This is a genomic window from Veillonella parvula, from assembly GCF_032575955.1.
GTDB classification, from domain to species: domain Bacteria; phylum Bacillota; class Negativicutes; order Veillonellales; family Veillonellaceae; genus Veillonella; species Veillonella parvula_J.
Genome location: NZ_JAWFXN010000003.1, coordinates 165,144 through 182,969, shown reverse-complemented (window position 1 = coordinate 182,969; position 17,826 = coordinate 165,144). Strand labels below are relative to the sequence as shown.

The window sequence follows — 17,826 nt, the reverse complement described above, 5'->3', positions numbered from 1 at the left end:
ACTCAGGGAATAAGCACGGTCTTAGGCCCGTGCTTATTCTGTTGTATAACAGTTATACATTAGATACATTGTGGAGGAATTTATGAAGAAACAAGTACTTACACTTTTAATGGCATCCCTAATTTCAGGCACTGCATTTGCCGCTCCTGGTACAGTAACTGAAAAAACAAATGTTTTAGAAACTACTGTATATGGAACTGTACAAGATGGTGCTGTTGTGGACCGCATTAATCAACTTGATGAAACCGTGTATGGTACTGGTTTCAATGGTAATTCCGCAACATTGAGCAAACGTGTTGACTCCCTCTACAATTCCGTAGAAGGCAGTGGTACTAATATTTCTTTGCGCGAAGAAATGGATGCATTGGAATATACATATCAAAATAGCATTAACGCAGGATCTCTTGTAGACCGTGTAGAAAAGATGGAACGTAGTGTTAATGGTCGCATTGGTAGCGGTTCCTTACAAAAACGTATTATTTCTTTGAAGACAAAGGTATATGGTAGCAATGTGTCTCTTACTAACCAAGTAGGCACATTGTCTGGTAACCAAGTGTTCAAAGTGACTTTAAATGAAGCGGTTTCTTCTAAAACTAGTCGTGAAGGTGATACTGTATCCTTTACTGTTGCAGAAAATGTAATGGATGGCAATGTCTTATTAGTACCTGCGGGCACTGTAGGTTCCGGAACAATTACTTCTTTGAAAAAGGCTCGTTCCTTTGGTCGTAATGGTGCGTTAGATATTACATTTGATACAATCCCAGCTATTGATGGTACAGAATTTACTGCTGTACAAGGTAAAGAGGCTAAGGATAAAACTCGTAGTGAAGTTAAAGCAGCAGGTGCATCTGTGGCGGGCGCAGTTCTACTCGGTCCTGTTGGGCTTGTAGGGGGCGCTTTCATCAAAGGTAAAAATATTGAGTACCCAGCTGGTGCTACTGTATATGTACAACCTCAAGATTCCGTAACAATTCAAGGTCTTGTTATTGGTGGTGATGGTTTAGCTCATAGTGATGATGAATTAGCTGATGCTGTAACTGTACCTAATACAACAGGTGAATCTGAAGAATATGTAGAAAATAATGATACTGATGAAAATGCAGCTGTAGCTGAAGATGCTACAGCAGTTGAGGAGCCAGAAGAACCTGTAGAAAATGTTTCTCAACCTATCGTTGTTGTAAAGCGTAATCAATAATTAACAAATTCTTAAAGTAATAGGAGTTCTAGTAACCATGAGGAAACGTAAAGTACAATGGCTGGCAGCGGCATGTGTTGTTTGTTTAGCACAACCTGTATGGGCCGCTACTGAGTCAACTATTGTATATCAAGATACATTGGATAGCGTAGGTCAATCCTATGCAGGAGAAATTTCTAAAGCATCTACACCTGAATATAGTAATATCCGTGTTGTACGTCGTGGTGAAAAAGCGAAATCTGCTACTCCTGCTGAACAGTTGCCTACACGTATCGATGCTAACAAAATGTCTTATACTGGCTCTACAGGTGATGTATATGCTCAAGGCGATGTTGTGGTGTCTCAAGGTAATCAAACTTTGATGGCTCCACGTATTGAAGGTAATACTAAAACTACAGAGTATCGTACTGTTGGGGGCTATCGCTATTTGGAAGATGGCGGTAAAACAAAAGATATTACAGGTCAAAATATGACGTATCGCACTAGCGATCGTCACTTTGAGGCGGACCAAGCCATGGGATGGAGCGATCCCTATTATGTAAAGGGCAATAACGCTACTTTTGATGGACAAATAGGCCATATGGAAAAGGGCATGGTAACTACAAAACATGCAATGGCTTTTGTTCATACTCCAGATTATCGTGTGGAGGGTCAAGATATTCAGGTATATCCTGGTGATAAAGTCGTTATTAAAAAACCATCCTTTTATATTAAAAACTTTAAAGTATTATCCTTGCCATCTTATACGACTTCATTGCGTCATGACAAAGAAGGCAAATTTAGTATTTTTTCCTTAATACCAAAACCTACGTATAGTAACGATGATGGTATTGGCTTACATGGTAGTACAGAATATCCTATCGGTAAAAACGGTGAAGCTTATATTGACTATCGTTGGTATTCTAAATCTGGTTTTAAACCTCAGGTGGGATATCGTCATTATTTACCTTGGGGGACTGCTTCTGTTGGGTATAGCAAGGAGTCTAATGAATATAATGATGAAACAGTATGGGTAGAAAAAATAGGTGAAGCTCGTTTGGATACTCATACATATCATGTAGGGAATTCTCCAATTACTGTACGTGGTGGTATTAATGCTGGTTATTGGAAAGAGGGTTCTGTAAAAGGTTCTCATAAAGAATATTATGCAGAAGTTTCTCATGATCCTATTAAGCTTGGCAAAAATGCTGATTTGCGCTTCTTAGGTGGTTACCAACGTGACTACTATGGCTATGATGGTAGTATCCGTAGCATGCCTTATTGGGGGGCTAGATTCCAATCTAAAGTTGGTAATCGTGCTAATGTATGGGTTAGCTATAATCAACGAAATATTACCTACAATAATTCACCTTATCGTTTTGATACGACAGAGCTTCCAAAAGAGCTTATTTATGGTGGTACCTATAAATTGACTCGCCTTGATGATATTTCTGTAAGTGTTAAGAATAACATGATGAGTGGGGATATTGATTCGGTCTATTATACATGGCATCGTGATTTACACTCCTTCGATATGTACTTAACATATAAAGATGGACATAAAAATAAAAATGATCAATGGAAAATTAAATTTGTAGGTAAAGACTTTTAGTTAGGAGAATACTATGCAACGCATTAGAAAAGCTGTAATTCCAGCAGCTGGTTTTGGTACACGTTTCTTACCAGCTACCAAGGCACAACCAAAAGAAATGCTTCCTATTGTCGATACACCTGCTATCCAATACATTGTAAAAGAAGCTTTAGATTCTGGGATTGAAGAAATTCTAATTATTACAGGTCGTAATAAACGTGCTATTGAGGACCATTTTGATAGTAGTGTTGAATTAGAATTGTTATTACAAAGTCAAGGTAAAAATAAACCATTGGCTATGATTAAGGATTTGGCGGACATTAAAGTTCACTTTATTCGTCAAAAAGCACCTCGTGGACTTGGTGATGCTGTATTGTGTGCAAAAGCATTTATTGGTGATGAGCCATTTGCAGTATTACTTGGTGATGATATTGTTTACAATCCAGAAAATCCATGCTTAAAACAGTTGATTGATTGCTATAATGAGCATCCTGGTATTATTTTAGGCGCTCAATTTGTACCGGAAGATAAAGTTAGTTCTTATGGTATTGTATCTGGTGAAGCATTGGCTGATAATTTATATCGCGTTGATAACTTGGTGGAAAAACCTAAGAAAGAGGATGCTCCATCTCGACTCGCTGTATTAGGTCGTTATATTTTAACACCAGATATTTTCAATATCTTAGAAGCTACTAAGCCTGGTGTAGGTAATGAAGTCCAATTAACTGATGCATTGGCAGCCTCTAAAACGGATACGTATGCATTAGCATATGAAGGTATTCGCTACGATACAGGGGATAAATTGGGCTATTTAAAAGCCACTGTTGAGTATGCATTGCGCAACGAAGAATTGGGTGAAAGCTTTAAAGCTTACCTAAAGGAATTAGATCTAAAATAGATAATCTATGAGACTTCCATGTGAGGGGCCTATGATATATGTCATAGGCTCTTTTTATTTATAGTTTCAAACTCATTTGATATTTATTTGTTAACATATGAACAATGCATTTTGTTGACGAATGAAATAATGTTGATTATAATCAAGATATTGAATAAATAAAAGGACTGTGATTATATGAGAACATTATTTAAAGCATTATGTAATAATGATTTGAACCTGCCAGGACATAGCGTTATTAAACATATGCATTATGATTCCTCAGGTAGTGATAGAACCGTATGTGAAATTGTATCGAAAGTAGCTAAAACCACCACAATTGGTATTATGGATACGACTGGCTTCTTAATGGTCGATTTACGACCAGTGCCAAAACAATTTAACATTCGTTCTACTATAAACCAACAGGGAACAGATGGTGCTATATCTTTCTCTAAGGAAGAGGTCATACGATTTGTAAATGATATTAATGATACGAACCCCATCCATCGTGAGAATCCTTATGTTGTTCCTGGCTGCATGATTTTAGAAACGATGTGGGATTTTTGGAATATTAGTAAATCTGCTCTGCAAATGGCGATTTATTTTCATGCACCAGTTATTGCAGATGACAAGGTAACTTTGGTGGAATATCCTGAAGATGCTCATGTAGAAGGTTACATTGGCGATACATTGGCATTTTCGGCTACGTTTTTTGGTGAAAATGAAGATTCATCATCTTTGAAACAAAGATGTATTAGTTAGAGGTAATTATGGAAACAAGACGTTTAACAAAAATGGCTTTATTAACAGCCTTATTATGTATTTCAGCATATATTTCTTTCCCATTGCCATTTAGTCCCGCTATGGTAACGGCTTTGACTTTGGTAGCCACATTAATCGGCCTATTGTTACAGCCTAAGGATGCACTTATCGTATTTATCATTTATATTTTGCTTGGTGCAGTTGGGTTACCAGTATTTGTTGGCGGTACGGCTGGTCTTGGCAAATTGTTGGGACCAACAGGTGGCTTTATTTTTTCTTGGCCAGTTGCATATACATTACTAAGTATATTTAAAGGTTCTAAAAAAAGCTTTTTCTCTTATGCCTGGCGATCTCTTGTGATTACCATTCCTGTAGTGTACCTCTTTGGTGTAGCAGGTTTTATGATTGTTACAAAAACAGAACTTTGGGCGGCCTTGCCTGTAGTCATGTTCCCATTTATTCCTGGAGATATCGTAAAATGTCTGGTTGCTTCTTGGTTAGCAACTAAAGTTAAAATTTAGAATACAATTAAAGTGGCATTCTGCGGGATGCCTCTTTTTTGCTTTTAATAGAAGGAGTATATATGTCAGTATATATTCATGGTGGGCTTAGAAGTCCTATCGGCGTTTTAAATGGACAATATAAACATATGAGACCCGAGATTTTGGGCTCTCAAGTAATTGATGAAATAATTAATCGTTATACTATTTCACATATAGATGGAATCTTCTGTGGTAATGCAGTTGGTACTGGTGGTAACCTTGGCCGTCTCATGGGTCTTATGTGTAATTTACCAAATTCTGTGCCTGCTATCACCGTTGATATGCAATGTGCCTCAGCTTTGATGAGTATTGAGATAGCATATGCACATATTGTGTCTGGTATTATGGATTCTGCTATTGCAGGCGGTATTGAAAGTTCGTCGTTACAGCCAGAGCGGGTGTATGCATCTGGGGATGACCGAGAAGGTCCCTATAAGGTAGCTCAATTTACGCCCCAAGATCAATCGCCTTTAGCTATGCTCAAAGGGGCCGAGCGGACTATTCATAAATACAATGTAACAAAGGAAGATTTATATCCGCATATTATTGGCAGTCATCAAAGAGCATCAGCAGCTTTAGATAACCCATATTTACAGTCATATATTATGCCTATTACTATAGATGGTAAAAGATGTATAGATGAATGTATTCGACCTACGATGAACGAAAAACTCTTGTCTAGGATGAAACCTTTGTTGGGAGCTGACTCTATTACAAATGCAGGCAATGCGTGTTTAACTCATGATGGAGCGGCCTTTGTATATTTATCTAATAAAAAAGGTCCTTTTAAAATTCATAGCGTTAAACCTTGGGCAGGAAATCCTCAGTTTAGTCCGGAGGGCGCTCTTGAAAGCACAGAAGGCATTTTAAAACGTACAGGTTTAACTATGGATGATATTGATGTGGTGGAATGGAATGAAGCTTTTGCCATCATTGATGTTCTTTTTAACAAGGCGTACCCTAATCACATTAAAAAATATAACATGCTTGGAGGTGCCTTAGCTTATGGACATCCCTATGGATGTTCTGGTGCCATATTAGTGCTTCACTGTATGGCTGCTTTAGAATCTTGTGGTGGTCGCTATGGTTTATGTGCTATTGCTGGTGCAGGGGGCACAGGTACGGCTTTAATTATGGAACGCATGTAATATGACAATTATTGAACGCTTACAACAGCATAAAGATTTAGAGCCCCATAAAATGGCTTTAATCGTAGATGACATACAATATACATATGGTGAACTATATGATGCTATTCTATCGGTAGATATTAATAATACAAGTCGCATTGTAAATCTTACTCAGTCTAAAAAGACATTAAATACTAAGATTCTTTTAATTCAGGAACTGTCGTTTGTTGAACAACTTACACAGTGGCTTGGGGCATTACATAAAGGTAATATTCCTATGGTATGTCACAATGAGATGGATACGGCTTATGTAGATGAGCTAGCTCGTGTTATAGCCTATGAAGGTGTACCGCCATTAGCTGATTTTGGGGTACTTACATCGGGGACTACGGGACAACCAAAACCTTTGTGGAGACGAGAAATGTCTTGGCGCGATTTTTTTGATATTCAAAATGATATTTTTCATATAAACAAAGATACTAAAATCTTTTTACAGGGAAACTTTAGTTTCACAGGTGTTAGCAATATGGTCATTGCCTCTTTATGGGCTGGAGGGACTGTTGTTACAACGAGTTCCTTGCGTCCTAGTAGATGGATGCAGCTTATAGAGGAATACAATGTAGACCATATATATGCATTACCAACGAAACTACGATTATTGGTTCGACATTGTAAAAGTAAATTATCATCCATTAAATACATCATTGCAGGATCTCAAGTTCTGGATCGACAATTAATGGAACAGTTACAACATATATGCCCTGATATGGAGTTTATCTTGTACTATGGTGCATCAGAGCTTAACTATATAACGTATTGCACTGGTAAAGAATGGTTAGCGCGAGAAGGTACGGTAGGGAGACCATTTCCAACCGTGAAAATCGCAGAGAATGATAATGTCATTTATGTGACAACAAATTATCGTATTGAAGGGATTCCCAATACGTATACTGTAAATGATTGTGGATACATTGATAGTGACGGGTATCTTATGTTTAATGGGAGAGCAGGTGACGTAATCAATAAAGGGGGATATAAAATTTCTATCCCAGAGATGGAATTGTATTTACAATCCTTACAAGGGGTTTCCGAGGTTGCTATTATCGATATTGCTGATGAGATACGAGGAGAAGACTACGTAGTTTATATGGTGCTAGATGGTGAGGCTAGATTGAGTGAAGTTATAGAACTTATTCATAATAAAAGACCTCCTGTAGAGTGGCCAAAAGCTATAATAGAAATTCCTATGTTACCCCTTACGGAATGCTCAAAAGTTGATAAACGAAAGTTAAAAGAGTGGTATAATAAAGGGTAAACATTTTTTGTACTACAAGGAGGCATCATGCAGATTAATAAGGCGGCGCTAGAGATTTTCGACTTTACATCCTCGTTAGCTGTATATTCTGAACATGAATTAAAGGTTGGGGATCAAGCTATACAAGATTATATAGCAAATCATGTAGTTAAGGCTTTTAAAGATCCAGGGGCTAGAACCGGAACCCTACATGATGCGAGTCCTGTAGGCAAACAATTAGTAGACTATAAAAATGGAGCGCTTAAGTTTATTGATTTATGTAAGAATTTAGGTGAAAGCTTGTTTACATACATGAAACAAGCTACTGATTTTGTTGTTATTGATACAATTATCTGTGAAGCCGTTACGGATATGCCTTATGTTTGTATTCTTTTGTGTCAAGCTCATGATGCTTTTACCCATCAATTATTCAGTGAAGATGATGGTACATTGGCTACAGAACTCGTTTCTCATAAGGCAGTACTACCTATGCCATCACAAAAATTACGGGCCTTTGCATCTATTAATCTCTCTAATTTTAGTGTTCGTATTTTTGAACCTAAAGGTGAATTTGATGGTGAGGTATCCTATATCCTAGCAGATAAGGTCTTGCAATTAGGGACTAATCAATCCTCGCGAGATACGGTGAGAAAGGTAAAGACTATCGTAGATAAGGTGGCTCAAGCTCATGAGTCTGATGGCGTTGTTGAGTTGACAACCGCTAAATCTATGATTGCTAAAAATGCAGAAGTATCAGATACCGTTGATCCTGTTCGTATTGTAGAAGAGGTATTTAAAGCGAATCCTATTCAACAAGAGGCGGCAAAGAAAGAATTAGCTGATGCGGATATGCTGCGTCCTTTGCCAGTAAATCGTGAGTTCGCCACGAAGGTTGGAGAGCATCATAAGATTAAAACAGATACAGGTATTGAGATTTCATTTCCTGTAGAATATATGAAAAATCGTGAGTTTATTGAGATAAAAACTAATGATGATGGTACTTTGCGTATTGAATTAAAAAATATTAATAAAATCATAAATAAATAGTAATGAAAAATTATATTTGTCTATAGAAATATATTATGTAATGATTAAATTTATTTGCTATGCTAGTATATGGAGGTTATGATGAGTAAAGAGAAACATAAAAAAACAAATGCATTACGTATTTTAGATACTCATAAGATACCTTATAGTATTAGCGAATATGAGTGGTCTGAAGAGCGTGCTGCTGGCCTTCATGTAGTAGAAGCATTAAAACTCGATGAGAAACAAGTCTTTAAAACATTAGTTGGCAAAGGTGACAAAACTGGATATGTAGTATTCTGTATTCCTGTGGCTGAAGAGTTAGATATGAAACAGGCAGCACGTGTTAGTCATAATAAGTCTGTAGAGCTTGTTCATGTTAAGGATTTGTTAAGTATTACAGGTTATTTGCGCGGTGGATGTTCTCCAGTAGGCATGAAAAAAGCATTTCCTACCTATTTTGATGCTACTATGGAACCCCAAAAGTTTGTATATGTAAGCGCAGGTTTACGCGGGATGCAAATGAAGGTAAATCCAAAGGATTTGGCATCTGTCGTAAATGCTGAATTTGTTGAACTGACAATGGACCATTAAGGGGGGCGTATGGCAAAAAAGTTTTATGCTGTTCGTCAGGGTCGTGTGCCAGGAGTTTACACTACATGGTCTGACTGTGAGAAACAAGTAAAGGGCTATGGTGGTGCTATCTACAAATCATTTTCCACAGAAGTAGAAGCACGTGCTTTTGTAGAGAATTCAGGTTTGTCTTTAAGTGATTTTATGAGCGCTAAAAAGAGTGAACTTAAATCGCCACAAGAAGTGAAGTTTAAATCTAAAAATTCTAGGCCTATAGGTTCTAGTTCTAGTATTCAAAGTAAAGTATCAGCAAGTGTTGTGAAACCAGATTTTACTATTCCAAACTATATGGTTGGGTATATCGATGGTAGTTATAATAAAGAGACTAATACTGTTGGGGCAGGTGGGGTTATCTTTTTGAATGGCAAGAGGAAAACTTTTTCTTTTTCCTCTACTGATGAACGATATACATCGTTTTGGAATGTAGCTGGTGAGTTGTTGGCTGCTATGCATGTTATGAAATATGCTGTTGATAATGGAATTTCTGAATGCTCACTTTACTATGATTATATGGGCATAGAAATGTGGGCTACTAAGAGATGGAAACGTAATAATGAGCTAACCAAAGAGTATTCAGCATTTTATGATTCTATAAAAAATCATGTGCGAGTATACTTTCACAAGGTGGCTGCTCATACAGGCGATACATATAATGAAATGGCTGATGCACTAGCAAAACAAGGTGCAGGTATTTAAAGATATTAGAAGGGAGGGCGCTATGAATATATGTGTTACTGGTGGGGCCGGATTTATTGGGTCCCATTTAGTTGATAGATTAATTGAATTAGGGCACGATGTACTCGTTATAGATGATTTATCTACAGGTATGCGCTCCTTTGTACATGAAGATGCTCGATTTATTGAGATGGATGTACGAGATCCAAAATTACTATCTGTATTTGAAGAGTTTAAGCCGTCTATCGTATTTCATGAAGCGGCGCAAACAATGGTTCAATCCTCCATGGAGAACCCAAGTTATGACTGTGATGTAAATCTAATAGGGCTTATTAATGTTCTCGATGCTTGTCGTAAAGTGAAAGTTGAACAATTTTTAATGCCTTCATCAGCTGCTGTATATGGTGACTTGGCAGTATTGCCATTGACTGAAGACTTGAGTGGTATGCCTTCGTCTTTTTACGGCTTGACAAAGCTTACTGCAGAAGGTTATTTGCGAATTTATCATGAAGCTTTTGGATTAAATACAGTATGCTTTAGATATGCAAATGTATATGGACCACGTCAAGGTGATGGCGGTGAAGGTGGTGTTATCAGTATTTTCAACCGCTTGATTGTCAAAGGGCAAGCATTAACTGTATTTGGTGATGGTGAGCAAACTAGAGATTTCATTTATGTAGATGATGTGGTAGATGCTAATATTAAGGCTATGGAGAATGGTCAATGCACAGGTATTTATAATGTATCTACCAATATGGGAACATCTGTGAATGAGTTGATTACGCGATTCCGGGCTATTAGTGGGACAGATTTTATGGTTTATTATGAAAATGAACGTATAGGGGATATTAAACATTCGCGCTTAAGTAATGTGAAAGCTGAACGTGATTTTGGTTTTATTGCCACTACAACATTAGAAGCTGGTTTACAAAAGACATTGGAATATTTTAAAGCTCATCATAAGTAAGAAAAATAAGGTTTGGGGATATGAGTGATACGCAATTTTGGGTGACCGTAGGTATTTGGAATCTTATCGTATTTAGTCTGTATGGATATGATAAATTATGTGCCATTAATGGATATGATCGAATTTCAGAGTTTACATTATTATTTTTAGCGTTTGCCTTTGGGGGTGTTGGTGCTTTATTAGGCATGGTCCTATGGCGTCATAAGACGTTAAAGCTTAAATTTAAATTAGCCATTCCTTTTGCATTACTTTGGTCTGTATATGCAGTTGGATTCGGTTATGGCTTGTGGGTAAAATGATTGTATAAACTAATATTTTATTCATTCTTTTATGGTATAATAAAAAAATATTGTACATAAAATGTCAGTGAAGGAGATATTTGATGTTGCGATTACAATCAGGTTTTGAGTTAGATTATGCTAATATATATAATGAAAGTTGCATACAAGAACGCGATGTGAATAATTTTGAACGAGCTATACAAAATGTATGGCGTCATACAAATATTTTGCGTTCTACAGGCTTCGAAGAAGGTCATGTTTCTAAAGATGGTTTACCTGAACCTGTGTTGTTTTACCAACTTCCATATATTTCAGAAGATGGTATCAATACACCAGATATGTTAGAGCGGCTCTACGAATTACGTGACTATGCACGCCATAATATTGATACGGTTGTATCTCTAGGTATTGGGGGCTCCTATTTGGGAAGCAAAGTTATTTTTGATGTGCAATGTGGAGCATTTTGGAATAACTACAGTGCAGAGGAACGCGACGGCTATCCTAGAATGTACTTTGCAGGCTTTAATGTGGATGGTGATTACTTAGTAGGGCTAATTCGTACGTTAGAGTGTCAAGCTCAGAAAAAAGGTCCTGATTATAAGGTGATGCTCGTTATTAATTCTAAGTCTGGATCTACCATTGAACCTATGGCTAACTTCATGATTTTGGAGAAGGCTTTACAAGATCGTAATATTAACTACGAAGTGATAGCTGTTACAGATGTATCTGATGATGAACATCCTACGATTTTACGATCTATGGCGATAGAAAATAATTGGAAGACCTATAGTATTCCTTATGGCGTAGGTGGTCGTTTCTCTGTATTTACAGAAGTTGGTTTTGTAACGGCCGCTCTTGTAGGATTTGATATTGAAGGATTTTTAGCTGGTGCTGCATCTATGGATGTAGCATGTCAAGAAGAAGACATTTTTAAAAATCCAGGCCTTTTAAGTGCATTATTGAAATATATTGCATCTGAACGATATGGTCGTATTATAGAGGTGTTTATGCCTTATAGTGAAGCACTCCACTCATTATCTGATTGGTATGTACAGCTCCTATCCGAATCTCTTGGAAAAATGAGTAATACTTGTCTACCATATGGCCGCACGCCAGTAGCTGCAGTAGGTACTATGGATATGCATGCTCAAGTTCAAGAGCATCAAGAGGGGCGCCTAAATAAGGTAGTTCAATTTATTAAGGTTAAGGACTGGAAACATAATCTCATTGTTCCAGATTCTTATAGTCAATATGAACGTTTACACTCTCTATCTGATGTAGGCATTTGTGATATTTTAAACATTGCTTTAGATGCTAATAGAGAAGCCTTGTCTAGTGACAATCGTTTTAACATGACTATAACTGTACCAACATTAAACGCATTCCATTTAGGGGAAATTATGTTTATGCATTGTTGGGCCGTTTATTTTGAGTCCATTTTTGCGGGCGTTGATGCTTTTGATCAACCAGGGGTAGAGGTTTATAAGCGTCTCATTGGGCCCAAATTGGCTCGAGCAAAGGATGTACATAATTCATGAGGGGGAACTATGAATATTTTAGTAACAGGTGGTGTTGGTTATATTGGGAGTCATACTGTACGTGCTTTACAACAAGCAGGATATACACCAATCATTGTAGATAATTTATCTCGAGGGCATGTAGAATCTATTCCTGAAGGGGTAAAGTTCTACAATATGGATATTGCAGATCCTAAACTAGTAGGCATTATGAAAGAACATAACATCCTAGGTGTAATGCATTTTGCTGCTCACTCACAAGTTGGTGAATCCATGCAAAATCCAGCTATTTATTATGAAAATAATGTAGTTGGTTCCTATCACCTTATTGAGTCTGCTCGTACCGCAGGTATAAAGCATTTTGTATTTTCTAGTACGGCTGCTGTGTATGGTGAGCCAAAGGTAGTGCCTATTCGTGAGGATGCTCAACTGCAACCAACAAATGTATATGGTCGCACTAAATTGATGATAGAAGAAATGATGTCTGATTATAGTTCTATCTATGGTTCTACATATGTTGCGTTGCGTTATTTCAATGCGGCCGGTGCAGATCCGTCTGGTATGATTGGAGAAGACCATCATCCTGAAACTCATTTGATTCCACTTGTGTTAGATGCGGCTCGCGGTAAAAGAGAGCATATAACTGTATTTGGTACTGATTATGATACGGCTGATGGCACATGTGTACGCGACTATATTCATGTCAATGATTTAGCAACTGCTCACGTATTGGCTATGGACTACTTACGTAAAGGCGGAGAATCTCAAGTATTTAATCTTGGTAGTGGCAATGGATTCTCTGTAAAGGAAATCATCGAGACTGCAAAAGAGGTTACAGGTATCGATATTCCTGTTCAATATGGTGATCGCCGTGCTGGTGATCCAGGAACATTAATTGCATCCTCTGAAAAAATTAAAAATTTACTTGGTTGGGATCCTAAATTTAGTAATGTTGCTGATGTTATCAAAGATGCATGGCATTGGCATACATCTCATCCAGATGGGTTTAGTAGTAAATAAAGAACAAATAGTTTTGATTTGTCAATATAATGAATGACTCTATTAGTCACCGTGGTGACTGGTAGAGTCATTTTTTTGTAGGATTTTAAAAGAGCCTCCTAGAATATGTCAGCAGGAGGTGGATTATGAATTTACGAGACTATATAGAACGTATGAAAATGTGGATTGATAAGCAGCATTTTATTATGCGCCACTATAAGTTTGCACTTGGTATTTTCCTTATCATTGCGGTGGCCCTTTTAGGTATTGGTATTTTTTATCCTCATGAGGAGGAAAATGTTCATATTAGTTTAGATCAATCTAATGGTAGAGATGGTAATCAAAATGAACGAGGCTCAGAGAAATTATCAAAAGAAACAACACATGGTAATAGAACAGGGAAAGGAAAGAACTATTTTAAAGATGAAAGTGATATAAAAAATGTAAAGGATAGAGAGGTAAAAAGCAATGTTCATGGACGATTATTATATGATATTACCGGTGTTGAGCGAGCAAATCCTTGGCGAGAGGTTTTTAAAGATATTCCTATAGATGATTTACTTGGTCAGAATAAGATGACTAAAGATAGTAATGGCAATTTCGTTGATATAAATAATAATTTATATGAGTCCGATGATGAAAAGAGTACTTTTGGAAAAGCGGAAGATAAAAGTCGTAGAAATGGAAAATATCAACAAAAAAAAAATAATAAAAAGCATAGTGGTAATTATATTGAATTAAAATCTAAAGATACTAGTGCTAGACGAGTTGGATCCAGTATACAACCTACTATAAGTAATCCTATCAAACAACATCCCATAGAGCTTATAGGTATTATTGAGGGACAACAGAATATTGCCATTTTACGAAAAGGTACAGAGGAACAAATGGTTAGTATAGGAAGTGTGTGGAAAGAAATATCAGTATCTAAGATAACTGCAAGTGGTGTAGAAATTATTGAAGGAGGTTCATCACGGTGGCTAAGAATCGAGTAAACTTTCTAGGTCTAAAATATATAGATAAGATTATAGTGATAGTTATATTGCGAATAAGCTTATGGATGGTCGTCATGCTTGTAACTCCGTTCATGGTATTTGCTAATAGTACTGATAGGATAGGTACTAATAGAAATGATAGAATAACTGCTAGTAGTTCTGAAACTATCGTAAATAGTAGTGAAGTAGATAAAAATGAAAAAAAGGTTGGGAACGAACTCATAACGATTTCTGTACGCAATGCATCCTTAAAGGAGACCGTCTTAGGCATTTGTCGTAGTTATGGTATATCCGTAATTGGTGTAGAGTCGTTAAAAGGGAGTATTACGGCCACTGTAAAGGGAGAATCACCAGAAGCAATTATTAATGAATTAGGTAAGTTATATCATTTTTCCGTATCGAAGGAGCATAATACCCTTCTTATTGATTCTGATGATGAAAAACTTGAAAAAAGAGAGCTATATGTTATATCACCTGAACATTTGCCGGCTGAGTCTTTGAAAAATGTGGTAGGCACAGTGGTAAAAAATGATAAAATGGCAGTGCTTTCAGAACAAAACGAAGTAATTATGCATTTGACGAGTGGAGAAAAGCGACGTGTAGAAACCTTAGTACGTGCTATCGACAAGGAACCAAAACAAGTGCAATTAGAAGCTACCATCATTGCTATGGAACAATCCTATGCTAAGGAACAAGGATTTAGATGGTCTTGGCTTAGCTTGACCGGCCATGGAGAAGATAAAACACATTCCTATGGTGCCGTTACCTTTGGCAAAACTCCGACTGGAGAGGCCTATAAGTTCTTTGTAAAACCAGAGCTAAGTCTTATGGAAAGCTCAGGTAAAGCCGTTCTAATTGCAAAGCCATCTATTATGGCTCTCAATGGTGAGACTGCACATATCTTGATAGGTGAAAGAATACCAGTTATAGAAGAATCGGAAGTGAATGGAGAACGAAAGCGTTCTACTCGTTATGAAGAGGTGGGCATTAAGTTGAATTATACTCCTATTATTACTGCTGATGATGGTGTAGATGCTAAAATACATGCAGAGGTGAGTACACCTATTATGGTATCTGAAATGAAAGCCTATAAAATAAGCACACGTCAAGCACATACAAGAGTACGATTACAACCAGGAGAAGTGCTGGTTATTGGTGGACTCATGGACAATCGAGATCAACATCAAATACAAAAGATACCTATTTTAGGAGATATCCCTTTGTTAGGAAAATTATTCCGTCATAGTCGAAAAACAAAAGACTCTATAGAAATGCTAATGTTAGTGAGGGCAACTGTGGTATAATGAAGAGTAAATGATTAGGAGGTTGTGAATGGAACGCATTCGAATGATAGGCCTTGGAAAATCGTTTGGAGTGCGCCAAGTATTTTCCAATGTGTCCTTTGAGTTAAAAGAAGGTGATCGACTCGCCTTGGTAGGCCCTAATGGGGCTGGAAAATCTACCTTGTTAAAGTGCATATTAGGCTATGAAGAGCTGGATGAAGGTAATGTAGTCAAGTCGCCTGTTGCTAGTATTGGCTATTTACAACAAGATGTAAATCTGGGGGATGATAGCCTTGCTACAGAAATAGAAAAGGCTTGGGCCGATGTTCATGCATTGGAAAAACAATTAAAAGAACTCACTAGTCGATTGGAATCTGAAGAGGCTAGCGAATCGGATTTACAACGCTTAGATTATTTACAGAATCGTCTAGAATGGTTAGGCGGGTATGACTACGAGCAAAAGACAAAGCGCATAGTCTATGGTCTTGGTTTTACTGACGATGACTTAGATAAGCCGGCTAATGCATTTTCAGGTGGTCAAAAAACACGTATTAACTTAGCTAAAGCATTAGTACGTAGTCCCGATTTTTTATTCTTAGACGAACCAACTAACCATTTAGATATGGATATGCTGGAGTGGTTAGAGGGGTACCTATCTGCCTATCAGGGTGGAATTTTCATTGTAAGTCATGACCGGTATTTTTTAGACCGTATTGTCACAGGTGTTGTAGAGTTAGATAATCACAAGGCTACAACCTATCGCGGTAACTATAGTCGGTATATTCAACAACGGGATGAACGCTTAAAGGCAGATATGGTGGCTTATGAAAAACAACAGGAGTACATTAAGAAAACAGAGGCTTATATAGATAAATACCGTGCTGGTATCAAGTCTAAAATGGCTCGTGGTCGTCAGTCTCAACTCAATCGATTAGAACGTCTAGAGGCACCTGTTACTTCACATCATTTACAATTTTCGTTCCCTCCTGCAGCAATGAGTGCCGATAAGGTTTTAGTACTAGATCGCTTATCTGTAGGATATGGTGAAAGTCGTATTATTAATGATATCTCTCTTGTTGTTCGACGTGGTGAATCCGTAGCACTTATCGGGCCTAATGGAGCTGGTAAGTCTACACTGGTGAAAACTATTGTAGGAGAATTATTCCCTGAAAATGGTCATGTAGATATTGGCAATCGGGTACAAGTGGGTTACTTCTCACAAGAGCACGAAGAGTTGCACGATTCTTGGCAGGTAGTAGAAGAGATTATGAATCACTTTAACTACAGTGAGGATAAGGCGCGTAATGTGCTTGGGTCGTTCTTATTTAAAGGTGATGATGTATTTAAGCTAGTAGGTGAATTATCGGGTGGTGAGCGCGCTCGTTTAGCTTTGCTTAAGTTATTTCTTCAAGGCGATAATTTCCTAATTTTAGATGAACCGACCAATCATTTAGATATTCCTACACGAGAAATCGTAGAAAGAGCATTACAACAATTTGAAGGGACTTGCTTTATTATTTCTCATGATAGATACTTCTTAGATCAAGTTTCTACAAAAACAGTAATTCTAGATGAAGGTAAAATTACAGAGTACCTCGGTAATTATTCATACTATAAGGAAAAGCTGAAAGAGCAAGAAGACTTATTAGCATTAGCTAATGAGAAAAACTCTGAGAGCAGTAAGCGTGATAGTAAAGCTACTCCTACTAATGAGTCAATGCTTTCAGCATCAGAAACTATAGAGGAAAATCAGAAGAAGCCAAATGCTTATATGGTAGAAAAACAATTAGCTGAGGTAGAAGCTGAAATTGCTCGCCTCGAGGCGACGATGAAAATGTATGAGGTGCAATTAGCTAATCCTGTAGTACAACAAGATTTAGATGAAATGTCTAAAATTTCCATACAAATTGAAGAGACTCAAACTGAGTTGGATTCATTATATGAGAAGTGGGAACGGCTATGTGAATAGCTTTTTAATGTATATATTATTAAGGAATTAAAATCATTTTCTTTTAATTGACAAAAGATTGAAATTTCTCATAATATAGGTATAGAATCAAAGTTTTATGTTTTAAAG

General features: G+C 37.2%; 17 protein-coding genes. All 17 read left to right on the top strand.

Annotated features, from left to right (window positions below):
* Window positions 1–82 precede the first annotated feature (82 nt).
* The 17 genes from E7L28_RS05025 (at window position 83) to E7L28_RS04945 (ending at window position 17,718) form a co-directional block, all read left to right on the top strand.
* Complete coding sequence (locus E7L28_RS05025; RefSeq protein ID WP_004693331.1) at window positions 83–1,195, top strand: hypothetical protein; 1,113 nt, start codon at window positions 83–85, stop codon at window positions 1,193–1,195.
* Between the two features lie 37 nt (window positions 1,196–1,232).
* Window positions 1,233–2,786: an LPS-assembly protein LptD gene (locus E7L28_RS05020; protein WP_008600604.1), complete on the top strand. Its 1,554-nt coding sequence runs from the start codon at window positions 1,233–1,235 to the stop codon at window positions 2,784–2,786.
* Window positions 2,787–2,799: 13 nt separating this feature from the next.
* Window positions 2,800–3,663, top strand: coding sequence for a UTP--glucose-1-phosphate uridylyltransferase GalU (gene galU, locus E7L28_RS05015; protein WP_004693334.1), 864 nt, complete (start codon window positions 2,800–2,802; stop codon window positions 3,661–3,663).
* Between the two features lie 177 nt (window positions 3,664–3,840).
* Window positions 3,841–4,407 (top strand): hypothetical protein, encoded by a 567-nt coding sequence (locus E7L28_RS05010; protein WP_008600605.1) that lies wholly within the window; start codon window positions 3,841–3,843, stop codon window positions 4,405–4,407.
* An 8-nt stretch (window positions 4,408–4,415) separates the two neighbouring features.
* The gene (locus E7L28_RS05005; protein ID WP_004693338.1) at window positions 4,416–4,928 is read left to right on the top strand and encodes a biotin transporter BioY; all 513 of its coding nucleotides are present in this window, start codon (window positions 4,416–4,418) and stop codon (window positions 4,926–4,928) included.
* A gap of 62 nt (window positions 4,929–4,990) precedes the next feature.
* Entirely contained in the window at window positions 4,991–6,097 is a 1,107-nt protein-coding gene (locus tag E7L28_RS05000; protein WP_077708303.1) for an acetyl-CoA C-acyltransferase, read from the top strand.
* Between the two features lies 1 nt (window position 6,098).
* Window positions 6,099–7,394 carry an AMP-binding protein gene (locus E7L28_RS04995; protein WP_004697325.1) on the top strand — a complete coding sequence of 432 codons (1,296 nt, stop codon included), beginning with the start codon at window positions 6,099–6,101 and terminating at the stop codon, window positions 7,392–7,394.
* 27 nt (window positions 7,395–7,421) lie between these two features.
* Window positions 7,422–8,420 (top strand): nucleoid-associated protein, encoded by a 999-nt coding sequence (locus tag E7L28_RS04990; protein ID WP_004696999.1) that lies wholly within the window; start codon window positions 7,422–7,424, stop codon window positions 8,418–8,420.
* An 81-nt stretch (window positions 8,421–8,501) separates the two neighbouring features.
* Window positions 8,502–8,993 (top strand): Cys-tRNA(Pro) deacylase, encoded by a 492-nt coding sequence (gene ybaK / locus E7L28_RS04985; RefSeq protein ID WP_004697210.1) that lies wholly within the window; start codon window positions 8,502–8,504, stop codon window positions 8,991–8,993.
* 9 nt (window positions 8,994–9,002) lie between these two features.
* The gene (locus tag E7L28_RS04980; protein ID WP_004697169.1) at window positions 9,003–9,728 is read left to right on the top strand and encodes a ribonuclease H1 domain-containing protein; all 726 of its coding nucleotides are present in this window, start codon (window positions 9,003–9,005) and stop codon (window positions 9,726–9,728) included.
* A gap of 22 nt (window positions 9,729–9,750) precedes the next feature.
* Window positions 9,751–10,674, top strand: coding sequence for an NAD-dependent epimerase/dehydratase family protein (locus E7L28_RS04975; protein WP_077708304.1), 924 nt, complete (start codon window positions 9,751–9,753; stop codon window positions 10,672–10,674).
* A gap of 20 nt (window positions 10,675–10,694) precedes the next feature.
* Window positions 10,695–10,973: a DUF1294 domain-containing protein gene (locus E7L28_RS04970; protein ID WP_077708305.1), complete on the top strand. Its 279-nt coding sequence runs from the start codon at window positions 10,695–10,697 to the stop codon at window positions 10,971–10,973.
* Between the two features lie 83 nt (window positions 10,974–11,056).
* Complete coding sequence (locus E7L28_RS04965) at window positions 11,057–12,493, top strand: glucose-6-phosphate isomerase (RefSeq protein WP_024061211.1); 1,437 nt, start codon at window positions 11,057–11,059, stop codon at window positions 12,491–12,493.
* Between the two features lie 9 nt (window positions 12,494–12,502).
* Window positions 12,503–13,492 (top strand): UDP-glucose 4-epimerase GalE, encoded by a 990-nt coding sequence (gene galE, locus E7L28_RS04960; protein ID WP_077708306.1) that lies wholly within the window; start codon window positions 12,503–12,505, stop codon window positions 13,490–13,492.
* 125 nt (window positions 13,493–13,617) lie between these two features.
* The gene (locus E7L28_RS04955) at window positions 13,618–14,466 is read left to right on the top strand and encodes a hypothetical protein (RefSeq protein ID WP_316061068.1); all 849 of its coding nucleotides are present in this window, start codon (window positions 13,618–13,620) and stop codon (window positions 14,464–14,466) included.
* Window positions 14,448–15,770: a type II secretion system protein GspD gene (locus E7L28_RS04950; protein ID WP_118091538.1), complete on the top strand. Its 1,323-nt coding sequence runs from the start codon at window positions 14,448–14,450 to the stop codon at window positions 15,768–15,770. The genes E7L28_RS04955 and E7L28_RS04950 overlap by 19 nt, the downstream gene beginning before the upstream one ends.
* 28 nt (window positions 15,771–15,798) lie before the next feature.
* Complete coding sequence (locus E7L28_RS04945) at window positions 15,799–17,718, top strand: ABC-F family ATP-binding cassette domain-containing protein (protein ID WP_118091539.1); 1,920 nt, start codon at window positions 15,799–15,801, stop codon at window positions 17,716–17,718.
* Window positions 17,719–17,826 lie beyond the last annotated feature (108 nt).

Excerpts from the sequence above, each read along its gene's own strand:
- E7L28_RS04955 (WP_316061068.1), top strand. The coding sequence starts at position 13,618 with ATGAATTTACGAGACTATATAGAACGTATGAAAATGTGGATTGATAAG.
- E7L28_RS04965 (WP_024061211.1), top strand. The coding sequence starts at position 11,057 with ATGTTGCGATTACAATCAGGTTTTGAGTTAGATTATGCTAATATATAT.
- E7L28_RS05010 (WP_008600605.1), top strand. The coding sequence starts at position 3,841 with ATGAGAACATTATTTAAAGCATTATGTAATAATGATTTGAACCTGCCA.
- E7L28_RS04980 (WP_004697169.1), top strand. The coding sequence starts at position 9,003 with ATGGCAAAAAAGTTTTATGCTGTTCGTCAGGGTCGTGTGCCAGGAGTT.
- E7L28_RS04990 (WP_004696999.1), top strand. The coding sequence starts at position 7,422 with ATGCAGATTAATAAGGCGGCGCTAGAGATTTTCGACTTTACATCCTCG.
- galE (WP_077708306.1), top strand. The coding sequence starts at position 12,503 with ATGAATATTTTAGTAACAGGTGGTGTTGGTTATATTGGGAGTCATACT.
- E7L28_RS05025 (WP_004693331.1), top strand. The coding sequence starts at position 83 with ATGAAGAAACAAGTACTTACACTTTTAATGGCATCCCTAATTTCAGGC.
- E7L28_RS05005 (WP_004693338.1), top strand. The coding sequence starts at position 4,416 with ATGGAAACAAGACGTTTAACAAAAATGGCTTTATTAACAGCCTTATTA.
- ybaK (WP_004697210.1), top strand. The coding sequence starts at position 8,502 with ATGAGTAAAGAGAAACATAAAAAAACAAATGCATTACGTATTTTAGAT.
- E7L28_RS04970 (WP_077708305.1), top strand. The coding sequence starts at position 10,695 with ATGAGTGATACGCAATTTTGGGTGACCGTAGGTATTTGGAATCTTATC.
- E7L28_RS05000 (WP_077708303.1), top strand. The coding sequence starts at position 4,991 with ATGTCAGTATATATTCATGGTGGGCTTAGAAGTCCTATCGGCGTTTTA.
- E7L28_RS05020 (WP_008600604.1), top strand. The coding sequence starts at position 1,233 with ATGAGGAAACGTAAAGTACAATGGCTGGCAGCGGCATGTGTTGTTTGT.
- galU (WP_004693334.1), top strand. The coding sequence starts at position 2,800 with ATGCAACGCATTAGAAAAGCTGTAATTCCAGCAGCTGGTTTTGGTACA.
- E7L28_RS04975 (WP_077708304.1), top strand. The coding sequence starts at position 9,751 with ATGAATATATGTGTTACTGGTGGGGCCGGATTTATTGGGTCCCATTTA.
- E7L28_RS04945 (WP_118091539.1), top strand. The coding sequence starts at position 15,799 with ATGGAACGCATTCGAATGATAGGCCTTGGAAAATCGTTTGGAGTGCGC.
- E7L28_RS04995 (WP_004697325.1), top strand. The coding sequence starts at position 6,099 with ATGACAATTATTGAACGCTTACAACAGCATAAAGATTTAGAGCCCCAT.